This is a genomic window from Lactiplantibacillus pingfangensis (assembly GCF_005404945.1).
GTDB classification, from domain to species: Bacteria; Bacillota; Bacilli; order Lactobacillales; family Lactobacillaceae; genus Lactiplantibacillus; species Lactiplantibacillus pingfangensis.
Genome location: NZ_BJDG01000001.1, coordinates 18,110 through 39,216 on the forward strand (window position 1 = coordinate 18,110; position 21,107 = coordinate 39,216).

The 21,107-nt window shown below is 46.2% G+C and carries 22 protein-coding genes and 1 other annotated feature; of the genes, 16 read left to right on the top strand and 6 right to left on the bottom strand.

Translation table 11 applies throughout. From position 1 onward, the window contains the following. The first annotated feature begins 56 nt into the window (after window positions 1-56). Window positions 57-656, top strand: a complete 600-nt coding sequence (locus FFM74_RS00085) for a TMEM175 family protein (protein WP_137624628.1) — start codon at window positions 57-59, stop codon at window positions 654-656. Between the two features lie 75 nt (window positions 657-731). Here FFM74_RS00085 and FFM74_RS00090 read toward each other — a convergent pair whose 3' ends face one another. Continuing rightward, a complete protein-coding gene (locus tag FFM74_RS00090; RefSeq protein WP_137624629.1) occupies window positions 732-1,640 on the bottom strand; it encodes a magnesium transporter CorA family protein in 909 nt (302 codons plus the stop codon). Window positions 1,641-1,709: 69 nt separating this feature from the next. Beyond that, window positions 1,710-2,873: a VanZ family protein gene (locus FFM74_RS00095; RefSeq protein ID WP_137624630.1), complete on the bottom strand. Its 1,164-nt coding sequence runs from the start codon at window positions 2,871-2,873 to the stop codon at window positions 1,710-1,712. A 539-nt stretch (window positions 2,874-3,412) separates the two neighbouring features. On the opposite strand from FFM74_RS00095, the gene FFM74_RS00100 reads away from it, so the two are divergent. The 14 genes from FFM74_RS00100 (at window position 3,413) to FFM74_RS00165 (ending at window position 15,108) form a co-directional block, all read left to right on the top strand. Beyond that, complete coding sequence (locus tag FFM74_RS00100; protein ID WP_137624631.1) at window positions 3,413-3,601, top strand: hypothetical protein; 189 nt, start codon at window positions 3,413-3,415, stop codon at window positions 3,599-3,601. A 312-nt stretch (window positions 3,602-3,913) separates the two neighbouring features. Further along, a complete protein-coding gene (gene hisJ / locus FFM74_RS00105) occupies window positions 3,914-4,750 on the top strand; it encodes a histidinol-phosphatase HisJ (protein WP_137624632.1) in 837 nt (278 codons plus the stop codon). Window positions 4,751-4,808: 58 nt separating this feature from the next. Then, window positions 4,809-5,042 (top strand) — a binding site (T-box leader). Window positions 5,043-5,119: 77 nt separating this feature from the next. Next, window positions 5,120-6,271, top strand: coding sequence for an ATP phosphoribosyltransferase regulatory subunit (locus FFM74_RS00110; protein WP_137624633.1), 1,152 nt, complete (start codon window positions 5,120-5,122; stop codon window positions 6,269-6,271). Then, complete coding sequence (gene hisG, locus FFM74_RS00115; RefSeq protein ID WP_137624634.1) at window positions 6,264-6,923, top strand: ATP phosphoribosyltransferase; 660 nt, start codon at window positions 6,264-6,266, stop codon at window positions 6,921-6,923. The genes FFM74_RS00110 and hisG overlap by 8 nt, the downstream gene beginning before the upstream one ends. Continuing rightward, on the top strand, window positions 6,920-8,206 hold the full coding sequence (hisD, locus tag FFM74_RS00120; protein WP_137624635.1) for a histidinol dehydrogenase: 1,287 nt from the start codon (window positions 6,920-6,922) through the stop codon (window positions 8,204-8,206). Before hisG ends, hisD begins: the two co-directional genes overlap by 4 nt. A 12-nt stretch (window positions 8,207-8,218) precedes the next feature. After that, window positions 8,219-8,803: an imidazoleglycerol-phosphate dehydratase HisB gene (gene hisB, locus FFM74_RS00125; RefSeq protein ID WP_137624636.1), complete on the top strand. Its 585-nt coding sequence runs from the start codon at window positions 8,219-8,221 to the stop codon at window positions 8,801-8,803. Then, the gene (gene hisH, locus FFM74_RS00130) at window positions 8,804-9,427 is read left to right on the top strand and encodes an imidazole glycerol phosphate synthase subunit HisH (protein ID WP_137624637.1); all 624 of its coding nucleotides are present in this window, start codon (window positions 8,804-8,806) and stop codon (window positions 9,425-9,427) included. It begins immediately after the preceding gene. Further along, a complete protein-coding gene (gene hisA / locus FFM74_RS00135; protein ID WP_137624638.1) occupies window positions 9,408-10,127 on the top strand; it encodes a 1-(5-phosphoribosyl)-5-[(5-phosphoribosylamino)methylideneamino]imidazole-4-carboxamide isomerase in 720 nt (239 codons plus the stop codon). The genes hisH and hisA overlap by 20 nt, the downstream gene beginning before the upstream one ends. Further along, entirely contained in the window at window positions 10,121-10,879 is a 759-nt protein-coding gene (gene hisF / locus FFM74_RS00140; protein ID WP_137624639.1) for an imidazole glycerol phosphate synthase subunit HisF, read from the top strand. The genes hisA and hisF overlap by 7 nt, the downstream gene beginning before the upstream one ends. Beyond that, window positions 10,876-11,193 (top strand): phosphoribosyl-AMP cyclohydrolase, encoded by a 318-nt coding sequence (gene hisI / locus FFM74_RS00145; protein WP_137624640.1) that lies wholly within the window; start codon window positions 10,876-10,878, stop codon window positions 11,191-11,193. The genes hisF and hisI overlap by 4 nt, the downstream gene beginning before the upstream one ends. A 15-nt stretch (window positions 11,194-11,208) precedes the next feature. Next, window positions 11,209-11,529 (top strand): phosphoribosyl-ATP diphosphatase, encoded by a 321-nt coding sequence (gene hisE / locus FFM74_RS00150; RefSeq protein WP_137624641.1) that lies wholly within the window; start codon window positions 11,209-11,211, stop codon window positions 11,527-11,529. Window positions 11,530-11,542: 13 nt separating this feature from the next. After that, entirely contained in the window at window positions 11,543-12,628 is a 1,086-nt protein-coding gene (gene hisC / locus FFM74_RS00155; RefSeq protein WP_137624642.1) for a histidinol-phosphate transaminase, read from the top strand. Between the two features lie 856 nt (window positions 12,629-13,484). Next, entirely contained in the window at window positions 13,485-14,246 is a 762-nt protein-coding gene (locus tag FFM74_RS00160; RefSeq protein ID WP_137624643.1) for a TerC family protein, read from the top strand. Between the two features lies 1 nt (window position 14,247). Further along, on the top strand, window positions 14,248-15,108 hold the full coding sequence (locus FFM74_RS00165) for an NAD(P)-dependent oxidoreductase (protein WP_263405145.1): 861 nt from the start codon (window positions 14,248-14,250) through the stop codon (window positions 15,106-15,108). Between the two features lie 109 nt (window positions 15,109-15,217). On the opposite strand, the gene FFM74_RS00170 is transcribed toward FFM74_RS00165, so the two are convergent. The 4 genes from FFM74_RS00170 to trpX all read right to left on the bottom strand — a co-directional run bounded on the left by FFM74_RS00170 (window position 15,218) and on the right by trpX (window position 19,415). Then, complete coding sequence (locus FFM74_RS00170; RefSeq protein ID WP_137624645.1) at window positions 15,218-16,576, bottom strand: FAD-dependent oxidoreductase; 1,359 nt, start codon at window positions 16,574-16,576, stop codon at window positions 15,218-15,220. A 175-nt stretch (window positions 16,577-16,751) separates the two neighbouring features. Beyond that, window positions 16,752-17,531, bottom strand: a complete 780-nt coding sequence (locus tag FFM74_RS00175; protein ID WP_137624646.1) for an ABC transporter ATP-binding protein — start codon at window positions 17,529-17,531, stop codon at window positions 16,752-16,754. Next, window positions 17,518-18,426 (bottom strand): ABC transporter permease, encoded by a 909-nt coding sequence (locus tag FFM74_RS00180; RefSeq protein ID WP_137624647.1) that lies wholly within the window; start codon window positions 18,424-18,426, stop codon window positions 17,518-17,520. The genes FFM74_RS00175 and FFM74_RS00180 overlap by 14 nt, the downstream gene beginning before the upstream one ends. Continuing rightward, window positions 18,423-19,415, bottom strand: a complete 993-nt coding sequence (gene trpX / locus FFM74_RS00185; protein ID WP_137624682.1) for a tryptophan ABC transporter substrate-binding protein — start codon at window positions 19,413-19,415, stop codon at window positions 18,423-18,425. Before trpX ends, FFM74_RS00180 begins: the two co-directional genes overlap by 4 nt. Window positions 19,416-20,542: 1,127 nt before the next feature. On the opposite strand from trpX, the gene FFM74_RS00195 reads away from it, so the two are divergent. Next, window positions 20,543-21,013 (top strand): hypothetical protein, encoded by a 471-nt coding sequence (locus tag FFM74_RS00195; RefSeq protein WP_137624648.1) that lies wholly within the window; start codon window positions 20,543-20,545, stop codon window positions 21,011-21,013. The last annotated feature ends 94 nt before the right edge of the window (window positions 21,014-21,107 follow it).

Here is a 21,107-nt window from a genome sequence, read left to right on the forward strand (position 1 = left end):
GTTTGCGCAGCAGTGACCAATCAGTCACAATTGACAACAGAAGAGGGGCGTGTGGGATGAATAAAGCGCGGGTTGAAGCATTTACCGATGCCGTCGTTGCAATCGTCATGACGATCATGTTGTTGGAATTTAAAGTACCAGATGAACCAACGTTTAAAGCGTTGGCAGCGAATATGAGTTATTTAGTGGCCTATCTAATTAGTTTTCTATTTATTGGCGTTGCTTGGTATAACCACCATTATATGCTGACGTTAACGAAGCATGTGACGAAACGAGTGTATTGGCTAAATAATTTTTGGATTTTGACCATGTCGTTGTTACCCGTTTCAACGGCGTGGGCTGGTAAATTTATGGCTAAACCCCAGCCAGAATTGTTTTATTTTATCGTTTTCTTGTTATGGGAGTTGGCCTATGCGTTACTATCGCATGCGCTTGTCCAAGCAAATGCCACTGATCATCCAGAAATCGCGGCTAAGATTAAAGCGATGTTGCCGTATCGGATGAATGCTCGGCCGCTATTTTGGGTCGCAACCTTGGTTGTAGCAGGACTGATCCTGTTTGTTTGGCCGCCGCTGTCGATGGTCTTTACGGTGGTGGAGTTAATCACGATGGGAATTCGGACGACGCCAGATAGTGACCGGATTATCGGGGCGTAAGTTATTAAAAAAATTGGTGACGATATAAAAAACGTTTCAGAAATCATAACAATTTCTGAAACGTTTTTTAGTGGGTCATTTTCGAAACGAGTTTCGCCGTAAGAGCCAAACTGTGAGGGCACAAAAGCCAATGGCGATAATGACAGTAATTTCCCAGCCAAATGGATTTTTCATGAACGGTAACTCAACGTTTTGCCCGAAGAAACCGAAGACGATATTTGGCATCGTTAAGACAATTGAGAAGATCGTCAACAGCCACATCGTATTGTTCAAGGAATTATCCAAAATATTGGAATAAGCATTGGAAACCCGACCGATAATGTCAGAAGCAATGTTGGCCATTTCCAACCCTTGTTGCGCTTCGACGATAATATCGTCAAGGCGTTCTTTTTGGCGGGCAGAAAATTTGATAGGACCGAACCGTTTTAATTGCTGCAACAAATCGTTGTTCGTTTTAAGTGACGTCAAAAAATAAACCAGGGTAGTTTCCAATTCCATGAGTTGTAAAATGACGGAACGTTGAATTTGCTTGCGCATCTTCAACTGGATATCTTGCCGTTCTTTGTTGATCTTGTTAATGGCTTGAAAATATTGGCGTGATAATTTATAGAGCACATCAAAAATGTAGTCGAACGGATGTTGGACTTTTTCCCAGTCCGCATCAATGACGTCCGCGAGCAAATCTTCTACGTAGTCCGTTTGGTCGGTTGTAAAGGTTAACAGCGTGCGGTCAACGAGCATAAAACTCACTTGGGCGGTGTAAGTACCTTCACCAGCATCGTGGGTGACGACATCGAAGATAATGGTCGTAATCGCACTTTTTGCATCATACTCTAGACGACCGCGTTCGTGTTGGTCGGTTGCGTAACCGAGCATTTCATCGGTGACGCCTTCTTCATTAACCAGCTGGCTGTAATCATTGTCAGTATAGTTGTTCACGGCGACCCAACGAAAGTCGTCGCTCAATGCTTGTACTTTTATCATTTTTATAACTTCCAGAATTTTGATTTACTTTCAATTTAACATGATTTAAGGCCTAACGCAAAGCGAGTTTTACGCCACTGTGGTTCGACTTAAACGTTCACACCAAAGTTGGTGACGCCGACTGAAAAATGTCAGGATCACGTCATAACTAATAATGAGCAAAATTAGGGAAACCAGAACGAGATAAACGTCCAGCCGATTGAGAGAAGCACTGGGCATATCGCCCAATTGATTGAACAGCCACAAGTCTAAAAACAGCAGTGGCAGGCCGATTAAATAGAGACCGCCATAATGGATCAGTAATTGCCAACCGTTGGCTGAATTGCCGTCTGTGCCGATAACGCGACTATTTGTCAGCCACCCGCCAAGCGTCTTGCCGTGGTTCAACCGTGCTGGTAACCAGAAAAAGAGGAAAATGTTTGCCAAGTATAGCCAGCGTGGATCACGAGTTAACGGCCAATCAAAGTGTTGGACGAGCACAAAATAAATGAGATCAAAGCCAGCAATGAGTCCCCAATCAATGAGTAAGCCGAAAAGTCGTCGCCAATTGATCGGATGTGAGGCTTGGGTGAGTTCAGTGGAGTGATCACGGTCGCGCCATTTTCGAGGAATAACCGCCAAAATTAGTGCGCCAACCACGCCGCCTAAGGTATTCATCATCAGATCATCAACGTCAAACATGCGATAAGCTCTTGAATAATAGCCGTATAAGCCGGTTAGCTGAGTCGTTTCAAAGAATAGGGATAGTGTGAAACTGGTCAGGGTAATCAGCCAAAGTGGCCAATGATGTCGCCACTTCAAATAGGCGCCAATCGGCATAAAGAATAAGAGATTGAAAAATGGTTGGAAGAACGTTGAAGACTTGATGGCCGCGAGCCAAGTGCTTGGATCATGTAGCTGAAAGGGCGTTAGAAGTTTTAATTCACTCAAAAAGTAAAATGGCCGCAAATTATATTCGGCAGTGGTCAGGGTGGCGACGCTACTTCGCGTCGGCAGAGGCAAGATGACAAGCAAATACGCCGCCGCAAGATACCAAATAAACGAGTAAGTGCCGATAATATTACGTTCGGTCAGTGATTTTTTTGCTTGCAATTGTCCCGCTAACACAATCAAGGCAATGAAGAAAGTGACTAAAGGTAACGCGAGAATCAGAATGTGAACTGGTTCCAATAGTGCACTGACGAGCTGACTGGAAAGTGCGAGATGATAAAGTTTGACAATGAATTCATACATATGATGTCCCCCTGTTGACTGGTTGGACCTATTGTACCCGTAAAATGTGATTTTCTGAGTTTAAAACGCTTTTTTAGCAGAATATTACTAAATCGTTAAAGATTGTTACTTCCGGTTGGGACTGATAACATGCGGTCGTGGGACCGGTCCAAGCCAAGCACGTCTTGGCCCTCGCCCGGAACCCTTGCCAAAAGCGCAAGTGTCCCGGACCGTCCGTGGCGTAACATCGGCAAAAAAACGCCGATGTTACGCCACCTTCACGACCGATGTTATCAGTCCCAACCTTCAGCTATTCAGCTTAGTGGTGCAATCACTAGGAGCCTAGTTTTGGCGCGACTATTGCTGATATGGTCCTGCTCACTTCCTTTTGATACTTGTGATTATAGTAACAACTAGATGGTGTCAACGTATTATACCGGGGCAGTCTAACTTTAAATGGTCAATTAGCTGGCATTGGTAGTTGTGAAAGCAATCATCAACGGTATACTTATCGGTTCAAATACCAAAGAAAATCTTGGGGTAAAATACGTTTGGATGCGATGCATAGAATAATTGGTGTCCAGCAAAATGATAATTATCCTCAGAGTTTAATTAAAGCTGTACCATCGGTGACTCGAACTGTCCTAAAAGAAGTTAAAAGTAAACACTTAGGCATCACCTCAGGACGAATCTACATTGATGCGGCCAATAGTTCGGCTGGTGGTCATTTGGCAAAGATTTTTAGGTAACTGATAGTTAAAAACAATGCACGTCTTTAGCCGTGAGGGGGCTTCGTTTGGGGCTCAGCCGTGGCGTTTGACTTAGCGCGGGTCTTGTCCGCGGTTAGTCAAAAACCAGCTTTTGAGACCGCTCTTTGGCTCAAAACTGGTTCATGGCGTTCCAGCCCCAAACGAAGCCCCCGGTAGGCGGGAATCGATCCACCTGACAATGAATTTAGAGAAAACCGAGAAAAACTTGACGTTTACCGAAAGCGGCAAGTTATTGCTATTTCGGGCTGATTGCGTTTTAATAAGGCTTAATCATTAAAAGGAGATGAGAAAATGCTAATGGACGGTCATACCCATACGGAACTTTGCCCACATGGTAGTGGGGAGTCTACCGAAAAAATGGTCCAACGAGCGATTCAGCTTGGTATGCAGAAATATTGTCTCACAGAGCATGCCCCGTTACCGCCTGAGTTTAAACAACAATATGCTGGTGAGGAGACTGGCATTACGGAAGCGGCGTTGACCATGGCACAAGTGCCGACATACTTAGCATTAGCACGTGGTTTGCAGGAAAAGTATGCCGCTCAAATTGAAATTTCAATTGGGTTTGAAGTTGATTTTCTGCCGGATCATGTGGCTTGGACCAAGGCCTTTATGCAACAATATGGGCCACAAACCCAAGAAAGTATTTTGTCGGTGCATTTTATGCGTGGTCAAGGAGAGCGGTTCTGGTGTGTCGATAACGGTACAGCCGATTTTAACCGTGGCTTCCAACAGTGGTTTGCTGACCCACAATTGCTCTTTAAACGGTATTATCAAATGGTCTTGGCGTCTGTTCAGGCAGATCTTGGACCAGACGCACCACAACGCATTGGTCATATGAGTCTGGTTCGAAAGTATCAAGACTTTTTTGCGCTGACGGCGCCATTGGATGCGGCGAATTTACGCTTGGTTGATCAAATTTTAGATCTGATTCAGGCCCAACATCGCGAATTAGATTTAAATTTAGCCGGTTTGTATAAAACATTTTGCAACGATTTTTATCCTGGCGAGCAAATCTTAAAACGAGCGCAAAAACGTGGTATTCCACTGGTTTATGGCTCGGATGCTCATGACATATTGAGTGTGGGGCGGGGTCAGCATTTAATTAAAAAACTAATTGAGTGTTGACAAAGCCAGCTGAAGTCATTAGAATGAGTTTTAAATTAAATGACTAATCAAATTTTAATAAACGGTTGTGATTAGAAAAAGTAGTTAAGAATTTTCTCATACAGAGAGCTTGGGATGCTGAGAACCAAGCAGATCGTCTTAACGAACCCACATCTATGAACTGCTAAGGTGAACCTGAACAATTAGCCTTAGCCGAATGGTTACGTTAGCCAAGTTGACATTACGTCAACATGAGGCTACTAGTGTGAGCTAGTAACGAAATAAGGTGGCACCACGTGGAAACGTCCTTTAGCAGAAATATTTTGCTGAGGGACGTTTTTTTGTATCCAAGCACAATCAGGAAAAAAACTAGTCAAGGAGGCGTTGGCAATGTTAAACAAGCTTTTACCATTAGGGACGCGTGATGAATTCGGGCAACGCGCCGCAACTAAGCAACAATTAATTTCGGTGATCCAAGCCCATTTTAAACAGCGTGGTTTGGCAGCAATTGCCACGCCGTTACTGGAAAATCAAGCCGTGTTCGCACCGTATCAAATCGGTAATTATCAGTATTATCGGTTGTTAGATACGGAAGGCCAAACGTTGGTGCTGCGACCAGATATGACCTTGCCCATTGCGCGTTTTCTAAGTGCAACCAAGGTGCCGTTACCACAGAAGTTTAGCTACGTGGGTGATATTTTTCGCGTCAGTCGCCGGCTGTCTGGCTCATATAACCAAATGACGCAGGCCGGCGTTGAATTGATCGGTTATCCGTCGTTGAAGGCTGAACTAGAATGTTTGGCGATTGCCAACCAGTTGAGCGCAGAACTGATTGATGACGCGGTGGAAATTGAATTGGGGGACGCGCAATTCGCGCAGCAAGTGGTTGCCAGTTTAACGAACGATCAGGCCCAACAAGCCGCTATCAAGCAGGCGTTATTCAATAAGCAGATTCCACAATATACCGCACTGATTGAAGCTTTTGAGCATGAACCCTTAATGGCGTTTCTAAAAAAATGGCCGCGGCTGTTTGGCCAACCTGCGCTGATCTTTGAGCAGTTACGCGCAGCACCGTTACCGGCGAGTGTGCAACCAGCCATCAAACGGCTGCAAACAGTCGTCGCTTGGATGGCTCAAACAATGCCGAATCAAGCGGTTTCCGTCGATTTGAGCAGTCAGGCGCCCCAGAAATACTATACTGGCTTAACGTTTCGTGGTTATTCACAAGCCGGGGCTGGCTATCTTTTTAGCGGCGGGCGTTATGACCAACTATTGGCCAATTTTCAAGCAAAAAGCGAACCAGCAGTGGGGATGGGTTTGGATGTCGATCTGTTAACGGCACTTGCCAGCTCACCAGAGCCGCTCGCACCACAGCAATTAATTTATTTTGAGCCAGCACAGTGGCCGCGAGCAGAAGCCTTATTAGCTCGGACGGCACAAGCCCAGTTGAGTTTAGCGCCTAACAAGCAAGCTGCCCGCTCGGAAGCGCGACAATTGGGAGCGACCTTAATTGATTTGACGGAAGGTGACGAAAATGAGTGAACCACGTTTGAAAATCGCGTTAACGAAAGGACGGGTTGAAAAACAAGTGGTGCCATTACTTGAACGCGCGGGCCTTGATTGCGACTTGATTCGACACAAACAACGGCGGTTGATTTTTGATTCTGAGACGCAACCTTATGAATTTATTTTAGCCAAAGGGCCAGATGTCACCACCTTCCTAGAACGTGGCGCCGCGGATGTTGGCATCGTTGGCAGTGACATTTTGGTGGAACATCGGAGTACCCAATATGAATTACTAGATTTAGGTGTGGGACGCTGTCAGTTCATCTTAGCTTCCACCGCTGATTTTGATCCCGCCGCACCTAAGCGCAAGATCATTGGCACGAAATATCCGTTAATTACGAAACGTTATTTTGATCGCTTAGGTCAGGATGTTGAAATTATTAAAATCGAAGGTTCCGTTGAATTAGCACCATTGACCGGCTTAGCGGATGCCATTGTGGATATTACGGAAACTGGGACGACCTTACGCGAGAATCACTTGCAAATTTATGATTATTTACAGCCAGTCTCAACACGGCTGGTCGTGAATCGCTTAGCGTTAAAACAACATCAAACCGCCATTTATGAGCTAGTTGATCGGTTAGCGGCGGTGGTTGCTGCGGATGAAAAAAGGGAGATTAGGCAATGAAAATTATTAATGAAGATTTGGCAAGTTTAAAAAAGTTAGTGCAGACGAAGACCCAACAATTGACTGATCCCGCGGTTGTGACCGCTGTTCAGAAAATCATTGCTAATGTGATTGCCAACGGTGATCAAGCCTTGAAAGACTATGAGCAGCAGTTGGATGGGGTCGCGATTGACAAGTTCAAATTGGACCAAGCTACTATCGACGCCGCTTACGATGGGTTGGACCCAGCCGTCAAGGATGCCTTGCTACTAGCTAAGCGAAACATTACCAGTTTTCATGAAAAGGAGAAAGCCACTGGCTTTGTCGATGCTGAACAACCGGGAGTGCTGCGCGGTCAAAAACTGTTGCCGTTAAATCGCGTTGGACTATATGTACCAGGTGGGACGGCCGCCTATCCTTCGACATTACTCATGAGTGCCTTGCCGGCTAAGATTGCGGGCGTTAACGAGGTCATTATGGTGACGCCACCACAAAAAGACGGCATCAATCCAGCCGTTTTAGCGGCGGCTAAAATTGCTGGCGTCGACGCTATCTATCAAGTTGGTGGGGCCCAAGCGATTGCGGCCTTGGCCTATGGGACGGCATCAATTCCACAAGTTGATAAGATCATCGGCCCAGGCAATGTGTTTGTGGCGACAGCCAAGAAGCAGGTTTTTGGTCAGGTGGCGATTGATATGGTTGCCGGCCCGTCTGAAATTGGGATTATTGCGGATGAAACCGCCAATCCAAGGCAGTTAGCGGCGGACTTGCTGAGCCAGGCTGAACATGACAAATTAGCGCGGCCAATCTTAATTACGACTAGTCAAACCTTAGCCGAGGCGGTGAGTGCCAACGTGACGTCACAATTGAAAGTTTTACCACGCACGGCCATCGCTACAGCATCGGTTGAAAACAAGGGCTTTATCGCTGTGGTTGATCAAATTACCGACATGTTTGACTTGATGAATACGGTTGCCCCAGAACATTTGGAAGTGCAGTTGGCAAACGCCTCTCAGTATTTAAACTTAATCAAGAATGCTGGCTCAGTCTTTCTCGGGCGGTATGCCAGCGAACCACTTGGTGATTATGTTGCTGGTCCAAACCACATTTTGCCAACCAGTGGCACCGCGCGCTTCTCGTCACCATTAGGCGTTTATGATTTCGTCAAACGGACGTCGTTTATCCAATACACGAAGCCAGCGTTAGCAAAAGAGGCCCAGGCGATTACGACCTTGGCGCGAGTTGAAGGCTTGGAAGGTCACGCCCGGGCGATTGAATCTCGTTTTGACACTTATTACGACTAGGAGGTCATCAATATGCGACAAGCAACGATAAAACGTGAGACGAAAGAGACGCAAATTGAAATTAGTTTGAATTTAGATGAACAGAGTGGCATTGAGATTGATACTGGGATTGGCTTTTTGAACCATATGCTCACACTTTTTGCGAAGCATGGCCGCTTTGGCCTAGTTGTTAAAGCCCATGGTGATCTGGATGTTGATCCCCATCATACGACCGAAGATACTGGGATTGTCTTAGGAGAATGTTTCAAGCAAGCACTTGGCGATAAGGTGGGGATCGAGCGCTACGGCACTGAATTTGTGCCGATGGACGAAACGCTCGGTCAGGTGAGTGTTGATCTGAGTGGTCGGTCTTACTTAGTGTTTGACGCTGAGCTCACGAATCCGCGACTGGGTGGCTTGGATACGGAAACGGTGGAAGACTTTTTCCAAGCGGTTGCTTTTGCGGCCGAAATGAATTTGCATGCCAGAATTTTATATGGTCGTAATACGCATCACAAAGTTGAAAGCTTGTTTAAGGCCTTTGGGCGGGCGATGCGGGCGGCAGTGACGATTAATCCTGAAATTATCGGCGTGAACTCCACTAAGGGTGTGATTTAGATGTTTGCGATTGTTGACTATGATACGGGAAATACCCGTAATTTACAGCAGGCGTTTAAGGCCTTGCAAGTTTCAACGGAACTAACGGCGGACCCGAAAAAATTACGGGCGGCGGATGCCATTATTTTACCCGGTGTCGGGGCCTTTGCCGCCGCGATGCAGGCCTTAACGCAACGCCAACTCGTGCCGCTGCTACAACAACTTGGTCGTCAAGGCAAACCAATTCTTGGAATTTGCCTGGGCATGCAATTATTATTTGAAAGCAGTACCGAGTATGGCAAGCACGCTGGTCTGGGCTTGTTACATGGGCAAGTCATTGAGATTCCGGCCGATTTAGGCGTCAAAGTGCCACAGATGGGTTGGAATGAAAATGACTTGCAGCAGTCAAGTCCATTTGCCAGCATTGATCACGAATATACGTATTTTGTGCACTCTTATTATGCGATGAGTCCAGCGAGTCAAGTGGTTGCCACGGTGCAACATGGGGTTCAAGTTCCAAGTCTCGTACAGCGTCAAAATGTGATTGGGATGCAGTTTCACCCCGAAAAGAGTGGTCGAGTAGGCCTTGCACAGTTAGCAACTTTTAAGGAAATGGTGAGTGCGAATGATTTTTCCAGCAATTGATTTAAAAGCAGGTCAAAGCGTGCGGTTGTATCAAGGGGATTACAGTCAAACGACGTTAATTAACGCTGATCCGGTGACCCAAGCACGCCAAATCAGTGCGGCCGGGTTATCACACTTACATTTAGTTGATTTAGATGGTGCCAAATCTGGGCAACCGGAAAATTCCGCGACAGTGGCTGCGATTCGCGCAGCGTTCAAAGGAATGATTGAATTAGGCGGTGGCATTCGGAGCTATGAGCTAGCGGCGCATTATTTAACCTTAGGCGTCGATCGTTTAATTATCGGTTCGGCGGCACTAACTAATCCGACGCTAGTCCGCCAATTATTAACGGACTTTGGCGGTGAGCGCATTGTGATTGGTATCGACGGTCAAAACGGCCAAGTGGCAATCAATGGTTGGCTTGAGCAGTCACAGACAAAAATGAGTGCGTTAATGGCGACGATGATGGCCAGTGGTGCCACTAATTTTATTGTCACTGATGTGGCACGGGACGGTACCATGCGCGGCCCCAATATTGAGTTGTTGTCACAATTACATGCTAAGTTACCGGCGGCCAATTTAGTGGCTAGCGGTGGCATTCGCGATGTGGCAGACTTGGCGGCCTTACAAGCCATCGGTATTCGCGATGCCATTATTGGCAAGGCGCTCTATGAAGGCAGCGTGACGCTGCAGGAACTTGCGGAGGCAGACGCATGTTAGCTAAAAGATTAATTCCTTGTTTGGATGTTGCCGACGGTCGGGTGAAAAAAGGGGTCAATTTCGTCCACTTAACCGATGTTGGTGATCCGGTGGCAATCGCCGCGGCGTATCAAGCACAAGGCGCTGATGAATTAGTGTTCTTGGATATTTCAGCGACTAATGAACATCGACGGACGATGGCAGATTTAGTTGAAAAAGTTTCCGCTCAGGTGTTCATGCCACTGACCATCGGCGGCGGAATCAGTAGTATTGACGACATGCAACGGTTGTTAAAGGCTGGCGCTGACAAGGTCGCAATCAATTCGGCGGCGGTTGCCACCCCTAGTTTGATTCAAGCCGGTGCTGAAAAGTTTGGCAATCAATGTATGGTGGTCGCCATTGATACCGCCTGGGATGAGCAAGCTGGCCGGTATCGTGTGTATACGCATGGCGGTCAGCAACCCACTGACTTGGACGCCATCGACTGGGCCAAACAGGTGGTGCGTTTAGGTGCTGGCGAATTGTTAGTCACCAGTATGGATCGAGACGGGACCAAAGCCGGTTTTGATCTCCAACTTTATCAACAATTAGGGCAAGCTGTGACTGTCCCAATCATTGCGTCTGGTGGTGCGGGTAGGCTAAAGGATTTCGTTGATGTTTTTAAGCAGTCACCAGTGGATGGGGCACTCGCAGCATCAGTGTTTCATTACGGAGAGTTAACCATTGGACAAGTTAAACAGGCGTTGAAAGCAGAGGCGGTGGTGGTTAGATGAGTGAACAGCCAGATTTTGACAAGGGTAATGGGTTAGTCACAACGGTCGTGACGGATGCTGAGACTAAGGCAGTCTTAATGGTTGCCTGGATGAACGCTGAAAGTTATCGGCGAACGTTAGCCTCAGGTCAGACTTGGTTCTGGTCACGGTCGCGCCAAGAGTTATGGCATAAAGGTGCTACCAGTGGAAATTTGCAAGATGTCGTGCACATCACGCTAGATTGTGACAACGACACGTTACTGATTGCGGTGACACCACATGGGCCGGCTTGCCATACCGGACACACGAGTTGTTTTTTCAAGTCAGTTTACTAAGAGAGGATCTTAACCATGCAAAATATGGAAGAATTGTATGCAATGATTGCAGAGCGCCAAAAATCGCCGAAGAAGGGGTCTTATACCGATTATTTATTCACGGAGGGCCTCGATAAGATTTTAAAAAAAGTCGGTGAGGAGTCAACCGAAGTCGTCGTGGCAGCTAAAAATCCCGATGATGGTCAATTAGTCTATGAAACGGCGGATTTGTTTTATCACGTGTTAGTCTTATTGGTTCAACGAGGGGTGAGTTACGACCAAATTAAGGCCGAGCTAGCTAAGCGTGAAGGCAAAATGAGTGATTTTAAGGATCGTCCCGAAATTAAAAATCTGTAGGAGGACTTATTATATGAAGGAAAGTGTGCGTAAGTTACAGCCTTATGTCCCCGAACAGCCAGTGGCGGCGCTAAAAAAAGCATTCGGATTGTCGCGTTTAGTCCGTTTATCCGCAAACGAAAATCCTTATGGCACGTCGTCGACAGTGGCAACCGCAGTTAAAAATTGGGACTTTTCAGAGAGTAATCGCTACCCAGATGCCGATGCCATGGCGTTACGATTGGCGGTAGCTAAACAACAAGGCGTTGATCCAGCACAACTGGTTTTTAGTGTTGGTTTGGATGAAATGATTGTGATGGTTTCACGAACCTTTTTAGGTGCTGGTGATCAAGTGGTAGTTTCCGCGCCAACGTTTTCGGAATATGCGTTGCATGCCGAAATCGCCGACGCGACCTTAATTTCAGTCCCAACATTGGCAGATGATCACATTGATTTTGAGGCTTTGGCACAAGCAATCAACCCTGCCGTCAAAATGGTCTGGTTATGTAATCCGAATAATCCGACGGGAACGAGTGAATCATTAGCGGCAATTGAAGCGTTCATTCAACAAGTGCCAACTGAAACGATGGTCTTGATTGACGAAGCCTATATTGATTTTGCGGCGGATGCGGCGGCATTAACAGCCATGCAGCTGCCTTCAAAATACGAAAATGTCGTGGTGATGCGAACCTTTTCAAAGGCCTATGGATTAGCAAACTTTCGTATTGGTTACGCGGTCTTTTCAAAGGCCTATGCGCCAACCATGCAAGCGGTTCGGTTACCTTATAATGTCAATTCAGTGACGCAAGTTGCCGCCTTAGCCGCAGTTCAAGACCAAGGATTCGTGCAAGCAACGGTGGCTAAGAATGCCGCGGAACGTCAAGCTTGGCAAGACTTTTTTACACAGCAAGGTATTAAATACGACCAGAGTGATGCCAATTTCATCTTTTTCGCCTATCCGGCCGCCGAAAAATTAGCTGATTATTTATTACATCAAGGTTATCGGCTGCGAACCGGGTTACGGCCTGGTTGGTTACGCATGACCTTTGGTACGGCCGCGGATGGCCTGGCGCTTCGTAAGTTGATTGCGGCGTATTTGTTGGACACAACTCAAGCCTAGACTCAGCACTAATAGTGCCGCTTCCGGTTACCACCGATTACATGCGGGCGAGGGACCAGGCCAAGCCAGAAACGTCTTGGCCTTCGCCCGGAATGGTTGCAAAACCCGCAACTATCCCGGACCGTCCGTCCCGTAAGACCGGCAAAAAGCGCCAGCCTAACGGGACCTTCACGCCCGATGCATCGGTGGCAACCTCCAGCTAGACTTGTGATGTGAGTGATGTTGACATTAACAACAACTGGGTCAAAGATTCCAAGCTACGCAACAAATGTTTCAAACTTCTGTTGCGACAGTATTGCGTACAACATTAACGACAGTAGTCTGCATGACTGATAGTCAACTTTTGAATTTTAATTGAATAATCCGCAAATAAAGCTTTCGTCTTTTTACGATGGCTTTATTTGAGGTTACTGGAGGTTGAAAGCTAAAATTTGCGAGTAAATTCCATTATATTAATAATTAGCGTATACAGATTAGTTAATAGCTGGCACTTCCGGTTGAGGCCGACACCAATCTTCAGCAAATTAAGCTTAGCGGAGCCAGGCAGAATCGTTATGCCCTGGCGGTAAGATTGGCCGGCGTTCTGGGCCGACTAATCTTACAGGGCGATTTAAAGACGTGGGCTATCGGCTTTAAATCGAAGTCACAGACTGCCCTATGGCTGGGAATGTCCCCGCCATAGCACAACGATTCTGCCTGATGGAGCGTTCACCACGAGTCTAGTTTAAGAACTGCCACTAATTTTGACTAATTTATCGAACGAGCATGTTGAAATTAAACTTGTCTCATTAAAAAGTTAATCTGAACGGGTATACTGAAAGGATAGAATCAAACTGATTTAGAAAGAGGTTAAGCTGTGGGACATTTTATTGAACAATTGTATGGCCCATTTTTTGATGCTAGTAATTGGGCACAAGTTTTCACGTCTGCCGATGACTGGTTGATTATTTTATCGTTAGCAATTATTGAATGTTTACTATCCGTTGATAATGCCGTTGTATTGGCCGCACAGACACAAAGTCTGGATAACTTACAAGAACGTGAAAAATCCTTGTTTTATGGCCTCTGGGGCGCCTATCTGTTTCGCTTTTTAATTATTGGCATTGGGACTTATTTAATCAGTTTTTGGGAAATTAAGGTACTGGGTGCCGGCTATTTATTTTATTTAGTTTATCGTTTCTTTACGAAGCGTCCGGCGCAGACGAGACAGTCGCATAAACAGCGCCGTTTTCTCGGTCTGAGTCAGTTTTGGTCAGTCGTCGTTCAAATCGAAATGATGGATATTATTTTTTCAATTGATTCGGTGTTGGCGTCACTAGCTATCTCCAATAATCCAGTGATTGTGTTAATTGGTGGCATGATTGGAATTGCTTGCATGCGCGGTATTGCCGAGGTCATTATGCGTTTGATGCGCCGCATTCCTGAGTTAGAAACGATGGCCTATTGCTTGATTGTGATTATTGGGGTGAAATTGTTCGTGTCAATTCCAATAATTGGTTGGGATATTCCGGCCACCGCATTTGGGTTAATCGTGTTAGTGGCATTTGTCCTGACGTTAGCGATACATTTTAGTCGTCAGCGTCGTCACGCGGGTGATGAGTCAAAGAAAGGTGAGTAACATGCAAATTGGATTTATTGGTACTGGCGTTATGGGCGCCGCAATTGCTAAAAACTTAATGGCTGCCGGGTATGCGTTAACCGTTTATAATCGGACCAAAAGTAAGACCGATGAGCTGGTGGCTAACGGTGCAACTTGGGCGGAGACGCCCGCTGCGGTGGCGGCCAAGAGCGACGTGGTTTTTACGATGGTCGGGTTTCCAGCCGATGTTGAACAAGTTTATTTTGGTGACAATGGGATTTTCAGCAAGCTGCAGCCTGGTAAAGCCGTGATTGATATGACGACTAGTCAGCCAAAATTAGCCGTTAAAATTGCGGAATACGCGACCAAAAATGGGTTTCACGCTTTAGATGCACCCGTTTCTGGTGGCGATATTGGGGCTAAAAATGCGACCTTGACGATTATGGTTGGTGGTGAGACCGCGACATATCAGGCGATGCAACCGTTATTTAAAGTAATCGGGCATCAGGTTAATCACTTTGGTGCTGCCGGCACCGGGCAACATGCTAAGATGGCGAATCAAATCATGATTGCGGGGACGATGACTGGCTTGACTGAAATGTTGTTGTATACGAAAGCCGCTGGATTGGATCCGCAAAAGGTGTTGACCACGTTGTCGAGTGGTGGCGCGGATAACTGGAGCATGGATAATTATGTCCCCCGAATTTTGAAGGGCGATTATACGCCGGGCTTCTTTGCACGCCACTTTTTGAAAGATTTACGCATTGCGCTGAGTGAGGCGGATGCGATGGGATTAGACCTAGTCGCAACTGCCCAAGCAAAGCGCTTATATGAAGTCATGGTCGATGTTAAAGGCCTAGGCGACCAAGGAACCCAGGGATTAATTAATAGTTACAAGTGATTTTTTGACAGGCAATGACAGACTAAAAACGCCGGCACAATTTTATGTGTCGACGATTTTTTAGTCTGTCGTTGAGAACGCCTGAGGACTCAAGTAGTGGCTGGGGCGCTTATTTTTCTAAGGCTTTAATTGCCTTTTGTGCCGCAACATTCATGACATTCCAAGGCCGGTCGAAACCAGGTTGGAAGAAGAAGTCAGTATAGGCTAAGTCATAAACGGTTAATTTGGCCTGAATGGCGAGTGAAATCGTATTGATATTCGCCGTGACGTCGACTTTTGACATGATCTGCGCGCCTAAAATACGACCGTCAGTTGGCGCATAAGTCAACTTGAACCAAACCTGATCATTGCCAGCGTCATCGGGAACAAAGGCTGGACGAACGGTATCGGTGACGAGTACTGACTCACAATCGACACCCAGCTTGTCGGCAGTCCCAGCTTTGACACCGGTTGAGGCAAAGTGGTAATCAAAAACGGAGAGTGCGGAGGAACCAGAAACTGCTGGCATCGCTAATTTAGTCCCGAGCAAGTTCTTGGCGGCAACGCGACCTTGACGACGCGCATTGGTTGCTAAGGCAATCCGATTGTTTTTACCGGTTGGTGCAAATGGGACGAGGGTGGCATCACCAACGGCATAAATATCTGGGTCACTCGTTTGTAAATAATCATTAATTTTAATTAAGCCGTGATCATCCAAGTCAACGACGCCTTTGAGCATGCCAGTGTTGGCTTGAATCCCAGCTGCAGAAATAACTAGGTCTGTCGGGTAGTGGCCTTTATCCGTCGTGACCGAAGTGACTTGACCGTCAATGCCTTCAAAGGACTTGACGCCCTGACCAACGGCCGCTTGGATGCCATGAGAAGCGAGTTCTTTCGTCAGGATAGTGGTGAATTCGTCGTCCAAATACAGACTGAGTAAGCGTGGTAACATGTCAACGATCGTGACTTGTTTACCAGCTTTAGCAAAGACTTCAGCGGCTTCAATCCCAATATAACCTGAGCCGATGACGACCACATTTTTAACGGTTGGGTCGACCGTTTTGGCCTTGAGCTTAATGGCCCAATCGCGACCGCGCATCGCGTAAACGTTAGCTAAATCATGCCCAGGAACAGGCAGCTCAAATGGCACAGCACCGACACTCAGAACTAATTTATCATAGGTTTCATCACGTTCAACATTGTTACCATGATTGACGACATGCACTGTATGGCTCGTGGGGTCGACCTTGGTAATTTCTTGTTCGACATAAACGTGCACACCCTTTGCGGACATGTCAGCGGGTGTCGCATAGCGAACATTATTCACGTCTTTGACAACGCCTTCTAAGTAAAGCTGCATCCCACAAGAAAGGAAGGATAAGAAGTCACCTTTCTCATACCATTGAATTTCGGCGTCCGGCTGATCTGCTAAAATGCCCCGGACTGTTTCATAGCCACCATGCGAAGACCCAACAACGATTACTTTCATGAAATTAACCTCCAATTTGATAGTTTAGAACTGTTCTAAATAAGAGTAACACGACTAGTGGTTAATTAAAAGAGAAAACGGCTATTTTATTTAGGGTGGCCGAAAATAAAACAGCAATATAGTCTAAAAATAGTGATAAAAAAAGGCCCAGTCAGTTTGACTAGGTCGTGAGGGCTTATTCAATCGTGTCGAAAAAGCTGAGTAATTTTTCTTTGGTTAGGCGGTCTTTATCAGCACCGCGGACATCGAACTTGATTTTACCTTGGTCGAGAACAATCAGGCGATTGCCATATTTCAAGGCATCATCTAAGTGATGGGTGATCATTAAACAAGTGAGTTTTTCTTGGGTAACCCGTTCGTTAGTTTGATGCATGAGTTCCGCCGAAGTTTTAGGGTCTAAGGCGGCAGTGTGTTCATCTAGCAATAAGACATCTGGTCGTTGTTCAGTCGCCATCAAGAAGCTTAAGGCTTGGCGTTGCCCACCAGACAAGTTTTCGGTGGCAGTGTTCAGTCGGGTTTCTAGCCCATTTTTCATGGTTGTCGTGATTTCCTTGAAATGGGGCAGTGATTGTTTTAACCGGCGTAGCTGCAACGTCCGGCGTTTACCGCGATGCATGGCCAATAATAGATTTTCCGCAACCGTCATTCGTGGCGCTGTTCCCATTTTAGGATCTTGGAAAACGCGGGCCAAAAAGGCGGTACGTTTTTCAACGGAGAGGTGGGTGATTTCTTTGCCGTTCAGTTTAATTGAGCCGCTATCAACCGGTAGACTGCCACCAATGGTATTGAATAAGGTTGATTTTCCGGCACCATTGGAGCCAAGCACCGTGATGAAGTCACCATCGTACACGTCTAAATTTAACCCTTGTAAGATTGAGACTTCGTTAGGGGTTCCCACATTTACTTTAGTGACGATATTGGTTAAGGCTAACAGTGGTGTTTTATTCTGCGTCATATTTGGCAACTCCTTTCTTGATAACATGGTTTAAATGTAGTGCCTTGCTTAAACGTGGCAACATCAAGCAGATTGCCAAGATTAAGGCAGATAAGAGATTCATATCGTTCGTATTGAAACCGAGTTGTAAGACGAGTAAGCGGACAAATTGGTAAATGACGCTCCCTAAGGTGACCGCGACGAGCCGCTGGTTCAAGGTGAGTTCACCAAAGACCACTTCACCGATAATAATGGAGGCTAAGGCGATAACGATGATCCCAATTCCCATGCTGACGTCGGCGTAGCCATTATTTTGCGCAATCAAGGCGCCACCAAGGCCGATGATACCGTTTGAGACCATCAGACCCATAATGGTCATATTGTCGGTATTGATCCCGATTGACCGTGCCATCACCCGATTGTCACCGGTGACAATAAAGGCTTGGCCTAAGTTAGTCTGTAAAAAGACGATCAATAAGACGGTAATAATCGCGATGACCACTAAACCGACCAAGACACTGTCAAAATATTTTGGTAATGATTTCAAAAAGGCGCCTGAGAAAATTGTCGTCTTACCTAAGAGGGAGACATTGGAGCTGCCACCCATGACGCGCAAATTAATTGAAGAACAGGCGGTCATCACTAAAATCCCGGCCAATAAAATTGGCACTTTTCCTTTAGTGTAAAGTAGGGCAGTAACTAGGCCAGCGAGGGCGCCGGCAATAAATGCGAGCCCAGAAGCCAGATAAGGATTCATGCCATTGGCGATTGCGGTAACGGCCACAGCGGCGCCCAATGGGAAGGTGCCTTCAACGGTCATGTCGGCGAAATCTAAAATTCTAAATGTGAGGAACAACGCGACCCCAAGTGAGGCCCATAAGAGGCCTTGCCCAATACTAGATACAATCATACTCATTGATAAACGACCCCTTTCGTTTTAGCTTCCTTTAGCACGCTGGCTGGGAAGGTGATACCGAGTTTTTTCGCTTCAGATAAATTAAGTGTCATTTTGCCTTTGGTAATGACTTTGATGGCGTAATCAGACGTGTCTTTACCTTTCAAGACTTTGGCGGCCATCTCACCAGAAAGCTTACCAAGTTGGTATTGATCCACGGATAAGGTGGCGAGACCGCCAGCTTTAACCATTGTGTCAACGGCTGGAATGACAGGAACCTTGGCTTTATTCGTGACCGAGACTAAGGTCTTCATGGCACTGGCGACACCGTTGTCTTGTGGCGCATAGACGGCATCAACTTCGGAAGCCATTTTTTCAGCAACGGTTTGCATGTCGTTAGTATTGGCAATCGTATACATCTTGTAGGCGACGCCTTCTTGCTTACAAATCTTAGCGAACTTCTTAGCGTTATATTCGCCACCGTGATCAGACGTGGTATAAATAATGCCGACCGTTTTGGCCGATGGCACCAACTCACGTAACAAATCGAGATGTGACTTCAATGGGGACTCACCGGACGTCCCGGTCACGTTAGCCCCGGGGTGGGCGTCACTCTTAATTAAGCCGCTACCAGATGGATCAGTAATCCCAGCAAGAATCACGGGTGTTGATTTACCAGCCGCAGAAACCAAGGCCTGTGCAGCAGGTGTGGCAATCCCAACGACTTCAGCGGCGTCTTCATTAACAAATTTTTGGCTCATGGTCTTCAAATTACTTTGATCACCTTGTGCATTTTGATAATCAATTTTAACCGTTTTACCTGGGACGTAACCATATTCTTTTAATCCAGCGACGACCCCGCGATGAATCGCGTCCAGTGCCGGATGCGTTTGGAGTTGGAGAATCCCAACGGTTGGGACTTTTTTAGTGTTAGCCTTTTTTTGACCATTCCCAGTCATAAAGAAGGCCACCCCGAGAAAGACCACTAAGGCACTAATAAATGCAATCATACGTTTCAATACGTTCACCTCAACTTAAATTTTCGAACCTGTTTTGTCTGGGCATGCGTGAGACAAAATAAAAAAGGGCAAACCAGTAAGCTCTGGTCTGCCCTTTACGGAACCGAAGCCTGCTGTGTCTAAAACCCATGCAGACTTCTTTAGATAACAAAGTTAAGTCGGCACAGATACAAACTGTTTGCCAGATTGTATCCGTGTGACGGAATTACAATCTGAATCGCCGGCTTTGCCATGAACTATTCAAATTGGTCATTGTTTTCTTTGTCATCCTTGGTTCCTCGCTTTCGTTATTGAATAAATTCAGTATAGGCATAGATAAAAAAGCTGTCAAGTGGAAAATTAAAATTTGTTGAGAAATGCCATCTAAATCAGATTGCGGAGATTTTGGATAGAAACTAGCAGAATGTTCTCGCTTTCGGCTGTTGCTGAGGCCATGCGGGCGTGGGACCAGGATAAGCCTGAGGAGCGGTCTTATCCTTCACCCGGAATAGCTGCCAAAACCGCAACTATCCCGGACCGTCCGTCCCATAAGGTTGGCAAAAAACGCCAATCTAACGGGACCTTCACGCCCGATGGCCTCAGCAACAACCTACCGCTTAATTTAGCGTTTTAAGTGTAATTGTAACAACAATGTTCTAATACCTGGATTTTGACTTTTTCGATTGTCATTGAGATAACGACGGTAATTGGTGATTTTTAGCTTTCAACCAAAGTGTGACCGCTAAAAGATTTGTCATATCAGTAACAGATCGTCTGACTTAGAATCTGCTTGAGTGCACTGCTTTCTAAGTGAGCGGTTAATTAGCTGTAGGTTGGGACTGATCGCATCGGTCGTGCAGGTGGCGTTGAGTCGGCGATCTTTGCCGATTTTACGCCACCTGCACGACCGGGACACTTGCGGTTTTTGCGAGGGTTTCGGGCGAGGGGCAAGACGTTCCTGGCTTGGCCCAGTCCCACGACCGCATGCGATCAGTCCTAACCGGAAGCGGCAATCTTTAGATTTTGAACCTAACTTCTAAAGTAAGGTTCAAAAATTAAAACATAAATATTAACTTATCACTAGTTTATCGAACGTACGTTTGCTATAATTGGTTAGCAAATGAAAGGGGCGCAGGGTTTTGAATGAGTTAACGATGCAGCAAGCGTTAGCAGCCTTGGGGACTGAGCAACGCTATCGGTTTACAGGTCTCTTTGAACGGTACGGCTATCAGTCGGGCGCAGAATATGATGAACCGATGATTTTATTAACCACGATTCGCTTAAATGGAAAGCAACTCGTCGCACTGAATTTATGGCTACATTTGAGTAAAGATTTTCAGCAGTTAGGTGAATTAAAGCCTGGTGACAAAGTGCGGTTTACCGGGCGAGTGGCACCGATGATTACTGACTATCATGGTCAATCCGACGGCGAATTTTCAGCGAGTTCGGTTGCTTATCAAATTGGGTACCCTAGTCAGGTCAAGCTGATTCGGCCTTTAATTCGACATCATCGTCAAGCACTGCCAACTGAACGAGAGGCTTTGGTTCAACAAATTATTGACTGGAATACAGCCGCTGACTCAGAACAAGCTAAAAAAATCATAGAATGAGTTGACAATTAGAAAATACGGTGTTAAATTAGTTTTAAATTAAAAATCAATTAAGGCGTTGAAGAGAAGAGTAGTGCTTGAAACAATTTCCCAG